Consider the following 18,941-nt stretch of genomic DNA (forward strand, 5'->3'; position numbering starts at 1 on the left):
TGTTCGATGCGATTTCCTGCTTTGTTGCTCACCGTCTGCTGTTTACTGTTCTCTACGGCCAAATCCCACGCCGAAACCTGGCCGCAATTTCGTGGCACGGATGGCAGTGGCGTTTCCAGCGAGACCAATCTCCCCGCACACTGGTCGGCCCAGGAGGGCCTCCTCTGGTCAGCCTCCCTGCCCGGTCGTGCCAATTCTTCCCCGGCCATCACAAGTAAACGGGTCGACCTGACTACCAAAACGGACGATAACGGCCTCTGGATTCTCTCCTTCGACCGGAAGACAGGACAGCAACTGCTTAAAGTCAAAGTGGGAACCGGTTCTTTGAACGCACCAGGCCCTCGCAACCTCTGGGCGAACCGACACAACGCTGCCACGCCTTCTCCGATGTCCGACGAGCAGAATATCTGGGCCTTTTTTGGCTCGGGGCTTCTGGTCTGCCTGGATGTCGCTTCCGGGGAAATCGTCTGGCAGAAAGATATGGTCAAAGAGTACGGAGCTTATGATATCACCTTTGGGATGGGTTCGACTCCCCGCCTCTGGGGGAATCTGCTGATTGTCACCTGCATGACCAAAGGTCCGTCCTACGTCGTTGCCTTTGACAAGGAGACGGGCAAAGAAGTCTGGAAAGCCAATCGTAAGCTGCCCGCTCAGAAAGACGGTGCCGACGCTTATTCAACCCCCACCATTTTTCAAAGAGGCAACAAAACAGAACTGCTGGTATCCGGTTCTGATCACGTGAATGCCTACGATCCCAAAACAGGCAAACAGCTGTGGATTGCCGGCGGCCTTGATATTCCCAGCCCCTTCGGTCGCATCATCGCAGCACCGGTTGCCAATCAGGAAATGATCATCGCCACTTCCGGGAATCCCGGCGGGGGCGGGCTGGGTTACATCAAAGCATTCAAACAGGGTGCTTCTGGAAACATCACGAAATCCGGCCTGCTCTGGAAATTCGACACCGCGACTCCGGACGCCTCGACGCCCCTGATCATGAACGGCAAGCTGTATATGGTCAGCCAGAAAGGGGTCGCCACCTGTCTGAATCTGAAAGATGGTGAACCTGTCTGGAAGAAGCGGATGAAAGGGGAGTACTTCTCTGCCCTGGTTGGCGGGGACAACAAGGTTTATTTCCTCAGCATTGAGGGACTCTGTACCGTGGTTGATGCCAGTAACGGAAACGTCGTTGCCGAGAACCAGTTACCCGGTACGTTCTACTCAACGCCGGCCATCAGTGATGGCGTTATCTACCTGCGATCGTTCGATAAACTTTATGCGATCAAAGGGAAGTAATTAAAATTCCGATCAACAAAATAAAATCCCTCTCGGTGTTAGACACTGAGAGGGATTTTTTGTTGCTGGAATAACGTATTTCAGGCTCGCCCTGCCAGTTCCGGGATTGGCTCTCCGTTTGTGACGATCGGCGTAGGACGCCCGGAAAAATCGGGTAGAAACGTATTGGCATAGTCGATGCCCAGATGCGAGTAAATGGTCGCCAGGAAGTCGTGTGGTCCCACTGCGCGGGCAATGGGTCCTTCCCCTTTCGCATCGGTGGCGCCGATGATCTGGCCCGTTTGGATATTTCCGCCGGCGAACAGCATGGAGTTCGCATTCGGCCAGTGATCGCGACCCGGCTGTGTCGTTCCGGCACTGCCGCTGCCAATCCCGCCTCCCGTACTTTTGGAGTAGGAGATCCGGGGGGTTCGTCCAAACTCACCCCCGACAATCACAAGTACGCGTTTGTCGAGCCCCCGCGTGTAAATGTCTTCAATCAGTGCCGTCACTGCCTGATCGAAGAAGGGCGCCCGATATTTGATCGCTTCGAATACATGGTGGTTGACCGCGTGATCGTCCCAGTTCGCAACCCGGCCGCATAACGGTCCGGAGAGTTCGGTCGTAATAATTTCCACGCCGGCCTCCACCAGTCGACGGGCCATCAGACACTGTTGTCCCCACTGATGCATGCCATAGCGGTCTCGGATGTGCTGCGGCTCCTTTGTTAAATCGAAAGCCTCAGCCGCCTGTTTGCTCGTCAAGAGGTTTGTCGCCTGCGCTTCGAACTGATCCATGGCCTGCATGGCACCTTCCAGATCGAGATCCCGACGTAACTGATCGAACTGCTGTCGCAGACTGATCCGTTTTGTCAGACGTTCGGTCTGTTGTGCATCGGACAGGCCGATGTTGGGAACTTTGAAGTTAGGCCGACTGGGATCGCCTTTGATCTGAAACGGTCCGGCCCCCGGCCCCAGGTAGGTCGGGCCCGCAATCTGGAAGCTGTCATAATTGGTAATCGCATTCACGCCCACATAGTTGGGCAGCACCTTGTTCGGGTCCCGCCGGAGGAAGTTGGCAACCGACATCCAGTCGGGCAGCTTGGGCTTGCGTTTGTCGACGCGATCGGGGTCGCCCCCCAGCACCTGCAGTGAACCGGCGGGATGCCCGCCCCCTGTATGGGTAATCGACCGCAGTACCGTAAACTTGTCTGAAATTTGTGCGCACCGGGGTAATAACTCACTCAGAAACAGACCTTCTGTTTTGGTGGCAATCGGAGAATAGGGACCGCGGTAATCAGAGGGAGCCTCAGGCTTGGGATCGAACGTATCCAGGTGACTGACGCCGCCCCGACACCAGACCAGAATAACGGCGGTCCGTTCCTTTTTACCGGTCTGTGATCCTGCTTGAGCTGCACCGGCTGCCTGTAACTGGTACAGCGCTGGAAGTGAAAGGCTGCCTAACCCCAGTTTCAGAAACTCACGCCGTGAATCCCGGCTGGCCTGTCCTTGTGACGATTTCTGTTTCATTCTGAATACCGCAAAAATGTGTCCTGACGATCCTGTGAGGCTGAGTGCAGACCTCAAATCCTGGATCTAACAGGCAAAGTATACCATTACTTATCCGGAAATGTCTAACGGAATAGCCGTCGGTCCGGAAATCGGATGTTCTGGACTGGACAAGTTCACCCAATCCAGAACCGTTTCCGCATGCACCAATAAAAAACGCCGCGTCATCGAACTGGCACGGCGTTGGAAAGTCAGGCAGACTGCGATTACAGCTTGCCAGCCATCTCTTTGGCAATTTTTTTGGTCGCAGCCGGAGTGGAAGCTGCTTCCAGTTTATCCAGGTCGGAGAGCAGTTGATCTGCTTTCGCGGCGTCCGTTTTCTTTAAATCTTCCAGGGTTTCCCGGAATCCCATCGCGGCACTTCCCATTTCGCCCGTCTGAGCGATTGATTCCAGGGAAGTCTTCATGGCATCGGTTGAAGTCACATCGTTCCGCTCGGCAGCAGCCTGTTCTGCTTCAGTATCTGCACCTGATCCACAGCCGACGCAGATGAGAGTCAACATTAATAGCATCACAGAGAACGTTTTCATATTCGTAGCCCTTTGAGTGTTAGATAATCGAAAGGTTGTCAGATCATATTACCATTCCGATCTCAGAACTGCAGAGCGGAACAGCAGAAAAGAAATGAAAAGAGAGCGAAACTCAGTGCAGCGAGAATCGCTCTCTTGTATCAAACATCAGATCAAACGATCCGGCTTACCATTCGCCAATCGTTTCCTGGCCGATCGCGGAACCGAGATGCTGCCAGAGGTTGATATCGATATTGTCGCTGGCAAAACGGACCGAACCATCGGCCAGCAGCACATGCGCACCACCGGTGTGCCGACTGCGGGCAGACCAGACTCCGGCAGAGTCATACCAGCCACACCCGCTACAGGGATGGGCATCCGGGTTGGGCGAGTTGGGTGGGTTCAGAGTATTGAAGACCGTCTGTCCCCCCACTCCGTTCATCCACTCACGCCCCACATGACTGTGGGTATTGCTCGTCCCGGTCAGTGCCTGAGTCCCATAGGCATCGAGGGATGCCTTGGGCACGTAGCTCCGCTGTGAGAATGGGAATGCCTGTGCCCGCACCAGGTCAGTGTAGACGGAGAACTTACCGCCATTATTGTCACCAACGGTTCTTTCAGCGGCAGCGATGGTGTTCGAAGTACCGTCCAGGATGTCACTGATCCGGGTCGGTTTACTGAAGTTGAAGACACCAACCTGATCCCCGATACCGGCCCGCCACCAGGTCGAGGGACCGGCACTGACGTAATAGTTGTTTCCGGGATCGCCACCAGGCCACTTCAGGTCCGAAGGACACAGGAACGCAGGGATCCGTGTGTTCTGCACGGTGGTGTTGGGAGATTCGTCATAACGAAGGCTCCAGTTGATCTTATTGTAGATCGGCGCCTGGTCCATGTAAGGCAACAGCAGTGCGTGAGCACTCATCGACCGCCAGGCACAACCGCCGGTACAGGAGTCACGAACCGAAGGCACGTTCGCGATCGGAAACATACCATGTGCATCATGATAGTTGTGCATAGCTAACCCGAACTGCTTCAGGTTGTTCTTACAGGTAGATCGGCGGGCAGCTTCTCGAGCCTGCTGTACCGCAGGCAGCAGCAAGGCAATCAGGATGGCAATGATGGCAATCACCACGAGCAACTCAATGAGTGTAAAACCTCGACGCCACACAACGCGCTTCATAATACTCTCCCTTAAATATTCACCAAAAGATAATAAATAATAACTCGCATGCGGAGCACTTAATCAAAACTCGGCTCCACAGCAGTACTTACTTCATAAAAAAGAGCTACTATAATCATAGCAATAAAAATGCATTCATATCAAACCGTTTTCACCAGATTAAGGCATTAAAGGACGAATTTATACTTAACTACTCTATCAAATTGTACATTTGATTTTTGGTGTTGAGCCCCTGTTCTTCACTTACTTTTCCGGAGGGCCAGTAAACAGTAACGCCCTTCAGTGCTGCGCCTTCAGGAATTCCTGCATGAACCTCGTAAGCACTTTGTGACAGGTAACTTCCACCGCCTGTGACATACCGGAACAGATCTCCGGCACTGGTATGTAAGACGACGGTCGCTCCGATCGCATTGCGATTTGATTCGGTGCCGATCAGACGTAATTGAATCCAGTCACCTACCGATTTTGTCTGATTTTCAAGTATGGCAGCCCGTTCATTGCAATTAGCAAAGACCAGATCCAGATCTCCATCATGATCCAGGTCACCTGTGGCGACACCACGACCATAATGTGGCTGTCCCAGATACTCATCTTTTGCAAAAGATAATCGGCGAAATTGCCCCTGATCATTTTCCAGCAGGAGCGGCAACTGTCGCACGGTCGCATGACGGGGAAAATGAACGACATGCCCGTTGGCAACGACGATATCTTCATCTCCGTCTGAATCAAAATCACCATATTTCGTTCCAAAACCGACAAACAGATTCCCAATCGAAATCACTCCCGATTCACGACTGGCATACAGAAACTGCCCGGCTCCCAGATTCTTATACAGCGCAAACGCTTCGGATTCATAATTCGCCACCCAGAGATCGGGCATGCCGTCTCCGTTATAGTCTCCCAGGTCAATGCCCATACTGCCATTGGCGACCGCCTGGTCATCGACGGCGACTCCTCGACTCAACGCCGATTCCTTTAATTGTCCCTCTCCGTCATTGAGATAAAGAAAGTTATTGGTAGTATCGTTGGCCACATAGACGTCGGTATCCCGATCGTTATCAACATCCCCCAGAACCACTCCCAGGCCTTTGCCTTGCGGCACCAGTCCTGCTTCCTGTGTGGCATCTCGGAAAGTTCCATCGGCATTGCTGTAAAACACACGATCATCCAACCCTGTAAACCGGCGTGGCGGACAGACATCACGTGCGCCCGTTTCTGCACCACAGGCAGGGTTATTCTCAATTGACCAGTCCACGTAATGGGCCAGATATAAATCCAGGGCACCATCTCCATTCAGATCCCCCCAGCCTGCGGAGGAACTCCAGCTCGGATCGATCAGTCCCGCCTCCTGTGAGATCTCTTCAAAAGTGCCATCCCCCAGATTATGCCAGCAGAGAATCCCACCATAACCGGTCACGACCAGATCCGGAAAACCGTCGTTATCAAAATCAGCCACGGAGCAGCCGTGCGAATAATGTGGACTGGCAGAGATTCCGGCAGAGGCAGTCCGGTTCTGATACGTTCCCGGTGCGACCTGACTGAAGAAGACCGAAGGTAAGCCTGTTGGTTGTTTATCGGGAAAGATCGTCCCGCCACCTGGAAAGAACAGATCCGGCAGACCATTCAGATCGTAGTCCCAGACAGCCACTCCGCCACCGAGGGATTCCAGGATTGCAAAACTGTCCGATTCCTCGTCGTTGTGATACTGAAATTCGACGCCCGCTTTCTCTGTGATCTCGGCAAAGCGAATCGGAGACGAGACCGTGTTTGTCTCTGATTGCTTCGTCAGTTCAGTCTCAGCCGGCTTTTCAGACGTACAGCCGACCAGAACAAGCAAGATCAGACCAAATAAAAAACGAAGCTGTCGAATGAGAACACCTCGTGAGCGCAACTGGTGATACTGGTACAAAGTTTCTGTTGAATGGAAATCTATTGTGTTGAAGACTGGTCAGGCGGGATTTGTTGTTTTTCATAATACTCTGACAGGGTCTGTTTCGCCAGCTGATTTTCTGAATCATAGTACAGCGCATTTTTGAGCCAGACGACTCCCTGATCTTCTGAGATGTATTTTAAAAAGATTGATCCAATTTCAGCACGCAGGTCGGCATTATTCAGATCCAGCTGCAGCTGATCGAAGCATTCATCCAGACGTTTGATGGCTTCCTGTGTCTCTTCCACGATCTTGAGTTGTTCCTGGGCTGCATCCAGTTTGCCCTGACCACGCAACGCGTTCGCCAGGGCCAGCCGGGCCTTGCGATCTTTCGGACTGCGCTGCAGGGCTTCCTTGAGATGAGTTACCGCCTGGTCATAGTTCCCCGCTGCCAGTTCGAGCTGCCCCTGTTCGAGGAGAATCGCACTCCGTGCCACATACACGGGATCTCCCACACTGCGGAAATCTTTCACGACCTGGGCATCCGGGAGCTGCCGTGCCTGCTCCAGTTTTTGACGCGCCGTTTCCACATCCTGTTGCATCCTGAGACAGACAGCAGTTCCCACCAGGGCGGCAGCATGATCTGGTTGAAGGTTCGTGCAGATGCGGTAATTCTTGAGCGCAGCTGCGACCTGGTTTTGTGCCAGTTTGACGCGTGCCAGATTGTAGGCGGAAGGAATGTGCTCCGGATCGAGTTTTAAAGCTGTTTCAAATTCTGCGACCGCCTGATCCCAGCCTCCCTGATGTTCCAGAATCCGTCCGCGATAATAATGGGGTAACGGGTCTTGAGGAAAATCCGCCTGCCAGACTTCGAGCATGCGTTTCGCATCATTAAAACGGTAGTTCAACATGCAGCTGTTGACATAAGTCTCACAGATGTCAGCCGCTCTTCCCCGCGGATCGATCAGCATATCTGCCAGATTTCGTTCCAGATTCTGCAGATCGCCCACCTGTGCTTCGACCAGCCACTGTTCCCGCTGCAGATCGTCGGTCGTGCCGGTCAGCTGATGCAGCCTGGTCAAATCTGCTACCGCAGCTTCAATCTGACTGTTGCGGCGATGGACGCGTGACTGAATCAGTAAGGTTCGCGGATTCTGCGCGTCAGCCTGGTATGCCCTGATGATCCATTCCAGTGCCCCATCCGTTTGACGGTCTGAGAGTTTTTTCTCCGCTTGCCACTGACAGAAATTGACCCACGCGGTCTTGCCCCAGACTGCACCGAGAACCATCAGCAAAACCAGGGCAGACAGCACGAACTTTCCACGTCGTTTACTGACGGGAGCTTCGCTCGTTTCAGATTGTACCTTGGGGTCTGCCATGAATGTTCGCCAGAGAGATGCACGTCGCCGGGACAACAGGTTTGAATTCATCACCCCGGCCGAAGACACTCAACAGAGCTGACTCGGCAGGCCTTGCTGCAACGGGGGGAATAATTTTCTTACGTGGTTTTGGCGGAAAGATCGTGATTTTTTGCAGTCTCTTCCCACAGAAACAGAAGACTTCAGAAAGGGTTTGAGTCATGCCCGATTATAGCAGCATCTGTTGAGCTGTGTCTAACGTGTTTTACAGGCATCAGTTAAACGCGAAACAACTTTTCCGAGGTCGACAAAAAAATACGCCGCGTTATCCGGAAATAACGCGGCGTATTATGTTTCTCAGTCACAGACAGGTTTAATGAGCGTGTTTTTCCCCCTCTGCATGGCCGTGATCGTGGTCATGATCATGATCGTGGGCAGCAATATCACCCGTATACGATTTTCCGTCGATCTCCAGCACCAGGCGGGCCGTCGTCCCTTCTCCATGCAGCAGATCGCCCAGCGTCTTTTCTTTGATAACAAACCGGGAGGACTGTCCCATCGGATCCGACTCCTCGGGTGCAGCGGTCAGGGCAAACTGATCTCCTTTACCGTCATGTTTGACATTCACGAGAATACTTTCCGCTTTGATCGGCACGCTTTTCTTAGCTGCACCATCGAGAACATAAACGGTAATGGAACCGCTTTTCTCGTCATGTACCAGTTCGCCGTGATAGGCTTCTTTCCCCAGTTCGATTAATGAGCCATGATGCGGCCCTTCCGAGGGATGTTCGTGCGCATGATCATGTTCATCCATGTGCTTATCTTCGTGAGCTGTCTCGTCAAAAGTCTTCGTGTTCTGATCACTCTGATCATTGCATCCCATCAGCACCAGTCCGAGTCCGCAACAGAAGACCGCCAGCCAGTTTGCCTTGCGAAATTTCATCTTACAATCCTTTTTGGTTAATTGATTAAGTAACATCGATTCAGATTCGTAATACAGTTTTACGCCGTATCATCTTTAATGGGTGGCAGATTCTGCCTGTTCCTCCCGTTCTTCAATCAGTGGAATATCTTCAATTCCCAGTTCGACAATCCGGGCGCCTGCCTCACGACCAAAGCTCCAGAACAAAGCAGGCCGGATGAAGAATTCCAGAATCGTACTACTGAGCAGACCACCAATGATCACCGTAGCCACCGGGTACAGGATTTCCTTACCCGCTTCTCCCTGCGCCAGAGCCAGGGGCACCAGACCGATGCCGGACGTCAGCGCGGTCATCAACACTGGTGCCAGACGCTCCTGCCCCGCCCGGATAATCATCTCGCGCGTCCAGCTTTCCCCTTCGTATTTCACCAGATGCAGATAGTGGTTGAGCAGCAGAATCCCATTGCGGGAAGCGATGCCGCCCAGAGAAATAAAACCAACCATCGCCGCGATGGTCAGGGTCTGTCCCGTCACCACCAGGGCGATCACGGAACCGATAAAGGCCATCGGCAGTGCCGCCATCACCTGTAGAGAAAAATTCACGGAGTGGAACATTGTAAACAGCACCAGAAAGACGCCCAGCATTGAAACCACAAACAGGATCGAAATCAGTCGGGAAGCAGTCTGCTGATTCTCAAACTGCCCGCTGTATTCCACAAAATAACCCGCGGGGAGTTTTTCGATAATCGGCTTCTGTTTCGCCTGAATGTCCTGCACCACGTCAACCAGCCCGCGACCGGACACATTACACTGCACGATGATCCGCTTCTGAACCTTTTCCCGATTGATCGTATTCGGACCGGATGAATCGGTAATCTCTGCCACGGAAGACAACGGCGTCGTAGTGCCATCAGGCAAATTGATCGTCAAGCGTTTTAATATCTCCCGGTCCTCACGGTATTGTTCGTCCATCCGGATCAACAGATCGAAGGTACGCTGCCCCTGCAGGACCTGAGAAACGACCATGCCGTTCATCGCGGTCTGAATGTATTCATTCACGTAAGCGGGGGTCAGTCCATACAACTTGAGTTTATCCCGGTTCAGTTTAATCTGCAGCTGGTCAATCTCCACCTGTGGCTCCACGAGCACATCGGTCACGCCGGGCACCGAACGCATCGCGGCTCCCATTTTCTTTGCCGTTGTCCGCAAGATCGTCAGATCTTCCCCATAGATTTTGATCCCGACCTGCGCCTTGACCCCGGAGATCATATGAGAAATCAGGTGTGCCAGCGGTTGTTCTACCGAGATCACAATCCCAGGAATGGCTTCCATGGAATGCCGGATATCTTCCAGGACTTCCTCTCGGCTCTGCCCGGACTCCGGATCGAAGGAGATGATGTATTCGGAGACATTCACTCCTTCCGCATGTTCGTCGAGTTCCGCCCGTCCGGTTCGACGGGAAAAGGCAGCGACACCTTTGATCTGCTTCAGACGGTCCATCACGGTTTCAGAAATTTCATTCGATTTCCGCAGTGAGGTTCCCGGTGGCAGCACCACGTTCAGTTGGGCTACCCCTTCATTGAAGGGAGGCAGAAAGTCCCGTTCGAGCTGCATGAGGAACAGCCCCGCGATCAGCACGCCGATGATGCCCAGCATCAGCAAAGGCTTGGAGAACCGGATACTGAAGCCGATCACGAGTCCCGCCCCCCATTTCAGGAAACGGAGCAGCGGACCATCCTTGTGAGAATTTTCGTTGCCGGTGGTCTCCTCCGGGTTCTTGACCGGAGACCCGAATTTCTTTCCGAGCAGCCAGTATGACAGAACGGGAGTCAGGGTCAGCGACACCAGCAGAGACGACAGAATTGAAACGATATAAGCCACCCCCAGGGGAGTGAATAAGCGGCCTTCCATGCCCGACAAGGCAAACAGAGGCAGAAAGACCAGGACCACGATCACGGTCCCGAAAACAATCGAATTCCGGATTTCGCAACTGGCCTGGAATACGACCAGGAGCGTCGGCTTCGGATCCTGGCGGTAGCGGTTCTCCTGTAACCTGCGGAAAATATTTTCCACGTCGACAATCGCATCATCCACCAGTTCACCAATGGCAACTGCCAGCCCCCCCAGGGTCATAGTATTAATCGACAACCCGAAGACCGCAAAAATAATTGCCGTAATGGCAATCGACAGCGGAATGGCCGTCAGTGTGATAAACGTGGTACGGAAATTCATCAGGAACAGGAACAGGATAATCACCACCAGGATGCCCCCGTCTCGCAGGGCCTCGATCACATTCTCAATCGAACGATCGATGAACGATTTCTGTGAATACAGTTCCGGCTGAATCCGAATACCCTCAGGCAATGAGGGCTTGAGTTCCTCCAGTGCTTTCAGCACATCGTTAGTGACCCGCCGCGTATCCGCATTGGGTTGTTTATTGACGGTCAGTACCACCGCAGGTCCGCCGGTAAAGCTGCCGTCTTTCTGCTTGATGTAAGCCGAACTGTCTCCCCGCTTCACCTGGGCGCCTTCGGTCACCGTAGCAATCTGAGAGAGCACGATGGGCCGCCCTTTCTGCCTGGTCACCACGACTTTTTTCAGGTCATCCAGCGTCTGAATGCGGCCCAGGGCGCGTACCAGAAATTCATCAGGCCCCTGCTCATCCAGGTACCCACCCGTTGTATTCAGATTACTCTCCTGGCAGGCTTTCTGGACATCGTGTAGGGTGACGCCATACTTGATGAGTGCATCCGGATTCACCAGCACCTGGAACTGTTTCCGCCCGCCCCCCATCGTAAAGACCTGGGACACGCCGGGAATCGTCAACAGCCGCTGACGGACGACCCAGTCTGCCAGGGTCCGGACTTCCAGAGGCGAGGTTTTGTCATCTTCGCTCCACATCCCCAGCATCATGATCTGTCCCATGATGGATGAGATCGGCGCCAGCTGTGGTTTAATTCCTTCGGGTAGCCGATCATTGACCAGTTGCAGACGTTCGTTGACGACCTGCCGGTCGTTATAGATATCGGTTCCCCATTCAAATTCCACATAGATCACCGAGATCCCCACACCGGAGGAACTGCGTACGGCCTGCACGCCTGTGGCACCGTTGAGCGTTGTTTCCAGGGGAAAGGTAATCAGCGATTCAACTTCTTCGGGAGCCATCCCCGGTGCTTCCGTCATCACCACTACCCGCGGGCGATTAAGGTTGGGAAACACATCGATGGCCATGCTGAACGCCTGCCAGGTCCCGAATCCGATCAGGAACAGGGAGAAGGCCAGCGTCAGATGCCGCTGTTTCAGAGAAAAACGTATGATAGCATTGAGCATTGGATTATTCCGTACCGGGAGTCAGTTTCAAAAGAAGCAAACGAGAATCAGTGCAGCACATTGCAGGGCTGTTAGTGGTTGTGACCTGCATGAGGATCCACAGCGCCGCCAGCCTTGTTTTTCAAAGCCATCTGCATCTGATGTGCTCCCGTGAGGGCGATTTTGTCCCCGGGAAAGATTGCCCCATCATTCTGAATCACGGCCCAGAGCTGGTCCTTATACAGGACATGGACTGGACGTCGATCAAAGTGGTCTCCGTTCTCCTGAAATACGAAATTCTCCGCCCCTTCCGTGACCACCGCCTCCACCGGTAGCACAATCTGTTTCTGCCACGTCTCTACCGGGATCCGCAACTGCATCCGCTGTCCCGGCTTGAAACGCCAGGTGATAAAGCGTTCCCCTGCCTTACGCACATTTTCGTGCTCAATGGTGTTGGGCAGATCCACATAGACGGAAAAGACACGGGCATCGGTTTCAATCTGATTGTCCAGATAATCGATCTTGAGATTCTTAATCAGTTCTTTCTCTTTATCATTGATCTCCTGAATGGCATCGACGGGCCACTTGTTCTCCAGGCACCGTGTCAGCTCATCGGCTTCCTGCTCGAAAGCCTGACCTTTGATGTACAGCTCCTGGTAGTCGGCCAGCACGCACAGCGTGTCACCGGCCTGTACGAAATCTCCTTTGGTAATATTCAGAGACTGGACAATGAACATCGATTTTTGAGACGCGGTACTATAATCCTGTGAACCGGGGGCCGGTGCCGAGATGCGTTGAATCGCCACGTTAGGCAGCTGGACTTCGCCCGACTGATCATGCAACTGGGGTGCATATACCTGATGCTCTTTGATCAAACGACGGGTATCCCTGATCTGGTCGACCTGGCCTTCGGAGAAGCCGTGCAGCAGCAAAGCCTCCCGCTGTGCTTTCAGAATCGCTTCCAGTTTTTCTTTGGCGTACTGTCGTTCCAGCAGGACCTTACCGGCGATGACCCCCTTATCGGTAATTTCCTTGATCCGGGCAATCTCCTTATTCTCAACATCGAGTTCCCCCAACGTTTTCAGGAAGGCAGCCTGCGCCTGCACCAGGTCTTCATGGGTCAGCCGGATCTTGAACAGTTCCCGGCCGGGCTGGACTGCCTCACCCTCGATCACATTCACGTTGGTCACGATTCCGGTCATGGGTGCGACGACTTTAACTCTCGTTTTGCCGGGTCGTTCAGCAACAATTGCGGGAATCGTAAGTGTCCTTGTGAATGACTGCAGTTTGATCGGGACCACTTTCCCCTGGGTCAGACCAATGTTTTTACGTGCCTGGGGAGACAGTTCCAGTGATGTGGATTCTTCATGCCCCGCGTGATCGTGGCCATGATGATCCTCATCTGAATGACCATCTTCAGCAGCATGCTGGTCACTCTGACTTGCAGATTGACCGTTATCTGTCATGTTTTTCACAGTGGGCATCCACTGGTTCCGGGTACTCCAGACCAGAAAACTGACAGGGATCAGGATCAGGAAAAACAGGATCCAGACCCAGTTTTGTTTGAGCTTTGATTGATTCATCTCAGTCCTCTAAGATTGCAGCAGAAAAGGCGCGTAGAAAGTCGAACAGAGCCGATCTCAAGGTTTCAAAGCGAACTGACAGGTCGTTGTCAGCATACGAGATCGGATCGACAAGTGGAGTAGCGCTGCGGTTAAATCAACCAGACGGTCGTCTGTGCCTGTGCGCGCACGCCCGGCGCGGAAAACTGAAATGCCGGGATCTGTTCTCGCATCTGGTTCACATACTGTTTTTCCTGTGCGGAACACAGCAGGTTCCAGATCGGGAGCAGACTCACCAGTTGCGGTGAATCCTCATGGACTTTGACGGAAGCCGCTGTCAGATAGGAACAGCGTCCTTCGTGACAGGGATCAGAATGCTGCGGAGCCGGGTGTTCTTCCTGATGTTCCGCTGCGTGAGCGTGATCTGTATGGTGGTCATGCGCATGTTCTGCCCCATGATCACACACCGCCACCGGCTGACAGGCACCGGCATGTCCCGCATGAGCGTCATGCGCATGATGCCAGCCACAGCCCAGCAATGTGTGGGACAGCATGGAAAACAGCATCAAAATGACGGTCAAACGTAAAATCATGTTCTTTCCTGTGCAGACGGTAACTTCATGGGAATCATGTCACCAAATGCGAAATGTGTCAAGCTCTCTCCAGATATCGCAAATTTGAATCCGAAAAACGCCTTGAAGCAAATATTTCCGCTAAGTAGTTTCGATACGGCACTTTACAAACCGGATATAAATTCAGGCATTCTCTCAAAGTTGTTGCAGAAATGAACACGCTGTAATCAAACTGACTCTTGCGGAAATGATCAGCATCAGTTCCCTTATCGGGGCCTGACAGCTAGACTGGAAAGTGCGCCCTTGAAAGAAACTTCAGAAATGAAAGTCGAGTTCAAGACGGAACTTGCTAAAGGAGTGAATCGTGTCTGCGAAATACCGCGTTTTGATAACGGATCGTGCCTGGCCTGATTGTGAGGTCGAAAAACAGGAATTAGCCCGCGTGGATGCGGAAGTCATCGAAGCCCCTCCCGGAGCAGATGAACAGACCCTGATCGAGTGCGCGACCGGCGTCGATGCGATCGCCACCTGCTGGGCCCAGGTCACCCAATCCGTGATCGAAGCGGCCCCGGACTGCAAAACGATTGCCCGCCTGGGAATCGGTCTCGACAATATCGACGTGAAATATGCGACATCAAAAAAGATTCCCGTCACGAACGTACCCGACTACTGTATCCCGGAAGTCGCCGACCATGCGATTGCCCTCATGCTGGCCAGTCTGCGGAACGTTGCTTTTTTTCATCACCAGACCAAGCAGGGCATTTATGATCTCTCCGCCGCCCCCATGCCCCGCCGGGTGGGCACACTGACACTGGGACTGTTTGGCTTTGGACTGACGGGGCAGGCCGTTGCAGAACGGGCCCGCGCCTTCGGCATGCAGGTCATCGCCACCAATTCGTCCGGCAACGATTATGGCACCGGAACCAGCATGGTCTCATTCGACGAACTGCTCGAACAAAGCGACGTCATTTCGATCCATGCTCCCCTCACCGAAGCGACGCAGCATCAGTTCGATGCCGCTGCTTTCGAGAAAATGAAACCCACGTCGCTGATTATCAACACTTCGCGGGGAGGATTGATTGATTTCGACGCGCTGAAATCAGCCATCCAGAATCAGAGCATTGCTGGTGCCGCACTGGATGTCTTCGATCCAGAACCACCCGACCTGTCCGATCCGTTTTTCCAGCATGAACGGGTGATCGCAACCCCTCATGCCGCTTTTATTTCCAGCGAATCACTGGACGAACTTCGAGCGCAGGCGGCCCGTCAGGTAGCGGATGTACTCGTGGGTAAAGATACTATGAATATAGTAAACCCGGAAGCACTCGCATAATCGGTACCATCCTTAAATAGATGTCGAAAAACTGCATCACTGAATCAGTGAAACCCACTACGAATGCATTTCAATGAGCTAGGTTAAACTTAGCTGTATTTAACTTTAGACGAAACGCATCAGGAAAGGCTTCACAGACTCAGGCAGGAATGGATGGCCCACAACGATAACTCTCCCCAATCCGATCACGCTGATCAGCGAATCGATTCGCCCGCGTTCCAGCACGCGCAACCGGTTCCCGAGGGAGATGCTGCGCCTCAACCTGCCAGAGAGGATCACACTGAAAAGGATCGCACTGATAGTGCCAGTGAAGCAAAAGTCGCTTTTTCTGAAAGTGAGCAGATCCGGGCACTGGAAGCAGAACTGCTGGGAAAAGAGCAACTGGTCGAGACATTGACCGAACGTCTCACGGAAGTCGCTGAAGAACTGGAAAAGAATCAGCACCACAGACATGAGGCTTCCAAGGTAGACAGCCGCCGCATCAAAGAACTGGAAGCCTGCCTGCGGGAAGAAGCCGAACTGGTTGAGACCCTCAAGGAACGCTTAGGGGAAGTTGCTGCGGAACTGGAGCGCTGTCAAAACAACCCGCAGCAGACAGACGACACGGAAGGTCCCCATGTTGAAGAACTCGAAGCAGAACTCCAGGAAAAGACACAACTCGTTACCGACCTGACACAGAGACTGTCCGAAGTCGAAGCCGAGCTGGAACAGAGCCGGCGGGAGTACCAGGAATTCTCAGCTGCTGAAAAACAGCGGGTGCAGTCACTGGAAACCGAGCTGCAGGAAAAAGACCAGCTCGTGGTGATGCTCACCGAACGACTGGAACAGGTCGCGGAACAGCTGGATCGCAGACACCGGACTGGCGCCGATCGAGGCATGACGGTCTCCAGCGGCATTCCCCGCGAAGTCATTGAAGAACAGCAGAAGCTGACCCAGGATCTGCACACCTTCCTGGAACAGATGCAGGGCATGGAGACAGAGTCTTCCCTGGCCCGCATTGAGATGCAGATCGCCGAGCTCAAGAAAATGGTCGAAGACGGCTTCGTACAAGGCCCCGCCGCCCCGCAGCCGTCCAGCCTGGTGGATTATCTGTCTACCCCCAATGTCCCCGCAGCAGAAGAAGTACTTCCAGAAACGCAGTTAGAACCAACTGAAACAGAACCCGCTGAGCCACCACCGGTCACAGAGACGACTCAACCAGAAGCAGACCCTTCCGTCAGCGGCTGGGAAGCCATGAAACTAAAGCTGCTCTCCGGTCAGGGGGTCGATGTCTCCAGCGACCTGCAGGATAAGCCAGTTCCCGTACCTGAGCCAAAGCCTGCTCCCGTCGAATACAACAGTGCCCTGCTCTCCGGCAGCGCCGGTCGCACGCTGGCCAGCTACAAGCCCCCCTTGCCAGAAGCTCCTGCTGAAATCAGTTACGATCAGGCCTCTCATGAAGAACTGACCGCTGCAATCCGGGAACGGGATCAATACATCAGTCTGCTCATCAAACGTCTGCGCGAAGCGGAAACCGCCGTCATCCCCGTCAACTGGGAGGCGATCAACAATGCTCCTGAAGATCTGGTAAAACACCTGCAGACACTGCAGCATGATCTGGAACATAACCTGGGGCTGGCTGAAGTCGAGATCTCCATCGAGCGGGCACGTCTGTCCCGTACCGAACTGATGCTGCAGAACCGCGAAGAACAGATTCGGAAAAAAGAAAAGCAACTCGGCCTGAACCTGGAGCGTGGCGAAGACGAAGCGGTCCCCGAAGAAAAAAATCTTGACGACGATCAGAAAAAACGCTGGCTCGGCTTTCTGAATTAAACCTCACGGGCATTCTTCCGATTCGCTGAATCACTTTCAGGGAATCTGTTTACCGCGCTGGTGCTTCTCGTTCGCGACGCCCGTCTTTTCAGCCCACTTCTGCCAGGCGGCCTTCATCTTTGTCACCCGCTCCGGATAGTGTGCAGCCAGGTCGTTGGTCTCCGTACGGTCCTGTTCCAGGTCATACAGTTCCCAGCGATTGATGGTTCGATCCGCCACCAGCTTCCACTTTCCCTGCCGAACCGCCTGGTTGTTGCGCAGCTCCCAGAACAGTGAGGCATGCGGCTCCCGGGTTTCTCCCTGGAAGACAGGCAGCATACTCTTGCCTTCCACGGGAATGATTTTGTGACCATCAAATTTTTCCGGGTAGTTCGTCTGCGCCAGTTCGATACAGGTCGGCATGACATCGATGATGTGGGCCGGCTGTTTCGTCAGTGAATTGGGAGTAACATGACCGGGCCAGCGGACAATCAGCGGGGTCGAGATGCCCCCTTCATGCATCCAGGTTTTGAACCGGCGGAACGGTGTATTTTGCGGAAAGGCCCAGCTGGGACCGCAGGTGGTGTAATACTCTTTGGGACCGGGCTGCTGTTTGGGATTCGCGCCTCCCGGTTCGCTGGCATCCGGACCATTGTCTGACAGAAACAGCACGATGGTGTTGTCATCCACGCCCGTCTCTTTTAACGTTGCCATCAGGCGGCCAATATTCTGATCCATACAGTCGATCATCGCCGCATAGACTTCCATCCGCCGCTGCTGCCAGTCGCGGGGATATTTGTCTTTCTCCCAGTCAGCCGACTCCGGATCCCGCGCGGGCAGCTTCCACTGCGGATCGACGAGCCCCATCTTCAACTGCCGCTGATAGCGTTCATCCCGCAGAGCCTCCCAGCCCGCGGCATAGCGGCCCTTGTACTTCGCAATATCCTGGGGCTTGGCATGCAGCGGATAGTGAGGAGCCGTGTAACACAGATGCAGAAAGAAAGGCTGATCTGATTTCGCATAGCCTTTAATCTGCTCAATCGCGTGGTCGGTGAAGGCGTCGGTGGTGTAGAAGTCATCGGGAAACTCGGTGATCCGCGTTGTGTTTTTGGCGAAGAAGCGATGACCATCGCCGGTGATGCCCCACTTGTATTTCGGGTCCTGGTAATAGGGATCGAAGAAATTGCAGCAGCCGTCGAGTAGACCGTAATAGTCTTCAAACCCGCGATAAACGGGATGCGTTGTATCGGTGCGTCCCAGGTGCCATTTGCCGCTGAGAGCCGTCTGATAACCGGCCTGCTGCATGACTTCTCCCAGCGTGACCATGTTTTTCGTCAGTAACGGCCGGGGATAACGGGGATAGAGCCCGGTCACCAGCGAAGCCCGCGTGGTCCAGCAGACCGCATTGTTGTAGAACTGGGTGAAACGCAATCCTTCCCGCGCCATCTGATCAAGGTTGGGGGTCTGCACTTCTCCGCCATAACAACCCAGATCCGACCAGCCCATGTCGTCGCACATGATCAGAATGATGTTGGGACGCTGCGTTGATTTGTCAGGTTCTGCAGCTTGAGCGACCGCAGTAATGATTAAACAGATGAATGCATAACTGATGCAGCGCAACAGATTCGAAATCATGCCCTTCGTCTCCCATATTTGGAACGCAAATGAAGTTCGATTTCTACTATAAGCGTC

Annotated in this window: 13 protein-coding genes; 3 read left to right on the forward strand and 10 right to left on the reverse strand. The window is 53.6% G+C overall.

Going from position 1 to position 18,941, the window contains the following annotated elements; genetic code table 11:
- The first annotated feature begins 6 nt into the window (after positions 1-6).
- The gene (locus Enr10x_RS20740; RefSeq protein WP_197997311.1) at positions 7-1,293 is read left to right on the forward strand and encodes an outer membrane protein assembly factor BamB family protein; all 1,287 of its coding nucleotides are present in this window, start codon (positions 7-9) and stop codon (positions 1,291-1,293) included.
- Positions 1,294-1,373: 80 nt separating this feature from the next.
- On the opposite strand, the gene Enr10x_RS20745 is transcribed toward Enr10x_RS20740, so the two are convergent.
- From Enr10x_RS20745 to Enr10x_RS20785, 9 genes are all read right to left on the reverse strand, one after another.
- Positions 1,374-2,801, reverse strand: a complete 1,428-nt coding sequence (locus Enr10x_RS20745; RefSeq protein WP_145451234.1) for a DUF1501 domain-containing protein — start codon at positions 2,799-2,801, stop codon at positions 1,374-1,376.
- A gap of 245 nt (positions 2,802-3,046) precedes the next feature.
- On the reverse strand, positions 3,047-3,343 hold the full coding sequence (locus Enr10x_RS20750) for a hypothetical protein (protein ID WP_145112260.1): 297 nt from the start codon (positions 3,341-3,343) through the stop codon (positions 3,047-3,049).
- 193 nt (positions 3,344-3,536) lie between these two features.
- Complete coding sequence (locus tag Enr10x_RS20755) at positions 3,537-4,532, reverse strand: DUF1559 domain-containing protein (protein WP_145451235.1); 996 nt, start codon at positions 4,530-4,532, stop codon at positions 3,537-3,539.
- A 190-nt stretch (positions 4,533-4,722) separates the two neighbouring features.
- Complete coding sequence (locus Enr10x_RS20760; protein WP_145112264.1) at positions 4,723-6,369, reverse strand: CRTAC1 family protein; 1,647 nt, start codon at positions 6,367-6,369, stop codon at positions 4,723-4,725.
- A gap of 92 nt (positions 6,370-6,461) precedes the next feature.
- Entirely contained in the window at positions 6,462-7,781 is a 1,320-nt protein-coding gene (locus Enr10x_RS20765; protein ID WP_197996130.1) for a tetratricopeptide repeat protein, read from the reverse strand.
- Positions 7,782-8,133: 352 nt separating this feature from the next.
- Positions 8,134-8,703 (reverse strand): hypothetical protein, encoded by a 570-nt coding sequence (locus tag Enr10x_RS20770; protein ID WP_145451236.1) that lies wholly within the window; start codon positions 8,701-8,703, stop codon positions 8,134-8,136.
- 75 nt (positions 8,704-8,778) lie between these two features.
- Positions 8,779-12,012, reverse strand: coding sequence for an efflux RND transporter permease subunit (locus Enr10x_RS20775; protein WP_145451237.1), 3,234 nt, complete (start codon positions 12,010-12,012; stop codon positions 8,779-8,781).
- A 71-nt stretch (positions 12,013-12,083) separates the two neighbouring features.
- Positions 12,084-13,574: an efflux RND transporter periplasmic adaptor subunit gene (locus Enr10x_RS20780; protein ID WP_232093080.1), complete on the reverse strand. Its 1,491-nt coding sequence runs from the start codon at positions 13,572-13,574 to the stop codon at positions 12,084-12,086.
- Between the two features lie 131 nt (positions 13,575-13,705).
- The gene (locus Enr10x_RS20785; protein WP_145451238.1) at positions 13,706-14,146 is read right to left on the reverse strand and encodes a hypothetical protein; all 441 of its coding nucleotides are present in this window, start codon (positions 14,144-14,146) and stop codon (positions 13,706-13,708) included.
- A gap of 343 nt (positions 14,147-14,489) precedes the next feature.
- Here Enr10x_RS20785 and Enr10x_RS20790 point away from each other — a divergent pair, with 343 nt between their 5' ends.
- The gene (locus Enr10x_RS20790; RefSeq protein ID WP_145451239.1) at positions 14,490-15,458 is read left to right on the forward strand and encodes a C-terminal binding protein; all 969 of its coding nucleotides are present in this window, start codon (positions 14,490-14,492) and stop codon (positions 15,456-15,458) included.
- Between the two features lie 153 nt (positions 15,459-15,611).
- The gene (locus Enr10x_RS20795; protein WP_145451240.1) at positions 15,612-17,270 is read left to right on the forward strand and encodes a coiled-coil domain-containing protein; all 1,659 of its coding nucleotides are present in this window, start codon (positions 15,612-15,614) and stop codon (positions 17,268-17,270) included.
- A gap of 36 nt (positions 17,271-17,306) precedes the next feature.
- Here Enr10x_RS20795 and Enr10x_RS20800 read toward each other — a convergent pair whose 3' ends face one another.
- Complete coding sequence (locus Enr10x_RS20800; protein ID WP_145451241.1) at positions 17,307-18,884, reverse strand: arylsulfatase; 1,578 nt, start codon at positions 18,882-18,884, stop codon at positions 17,307-17,309.
- Between the last annotated feature and the right edge of the window lie 57 nt (positions 18,885-18,941).

The organism is Gimesia panareensis, assembly GCF_007748155.1.
Taxonomy (GTDB): Bacteria; Planctomycetota; Planctomycetia; order Planctomycetales; family Planctomycetaceae; genus Gimesia; species Gimesia panareensis.

Coding starts and splice junctions, on each gene's coding strand:
- Enr10x_RS20740 (WP_197997311.1), top strand. CDS start 7: ATGCGATTTCCTGCTTTGTTGCTCACCGTCTGCTGTTTACTGTTCTCT.
- Enr10x_RS20745 (WP_145451234.1), bottom strand. CDS start 2,801: ATGAAACAGAAATCGTCACAAGGACAGGCCAGCCGGGATTCACGGCGT.
- Enr10x_RS20750 (WP_145112260.1), bottom strand. CDS start 3,343: ATGTTGACTCTCATCTGCGTCGGCTGTGGATCAGGTGCAGATACTGAA.
- Enr10x_RS20755 (WP_145451235.1), bottom strand. CDS start 4,532: ATGAAGCGCGTTGTGTGGCGTCGAGGTTTTACACTCATTGAGTTGCTC.
- Enr10x_RS20765 (WP_197996130.1), bottom strand. CDS start 7,781: ATGGCAGACCCCAAGGTACAATCTGAAACGAGCGAAGCTCCCGTCAGT.
- Enr10x_RS20770 (WP_145451236.1), bottom strand. CDS start 8,703: ATGAAATTTCGCAAGGCAAACTGGCTGGCGGTCTTCTGTTGCGGACTC.
- Enr10x_RS20775 (WP_145451237.1), bottom strand. CDS start 12,012: ATGCTCAATGCTATCATACGTTTTTCTCTGAAACAGCGGCATCTGACG.
- Enr10x_RS20780 (WP_232093080.1), bottom strand. CDS start 13,574: ATGAATCAATCAAAGCTCAAACAAAACTGGGTCTGGATCCTGTTTTTC.
- Enr10x_RS20785 (WP_145451238.1), bottom strand. CDS start 14,146: ATGATTTTACGTTTGACCGTCATTTTGATGCTGTTTTCCATGCTGTCC.
- Enr10x_RS20795 (WP_145451240.1), top strand. CDS start 15,612: ATGGCCCACAACGATAACTCTCCCCAATCCGATCACGCTGATCAGCGA.
- Enr10x_RS20800 (WP_145451241.1), bottom strand. CDS start 18,884: ATGATTTCGAATCTGTTGCGCTGCATCAGTTATGCATTCATCTGTTTA.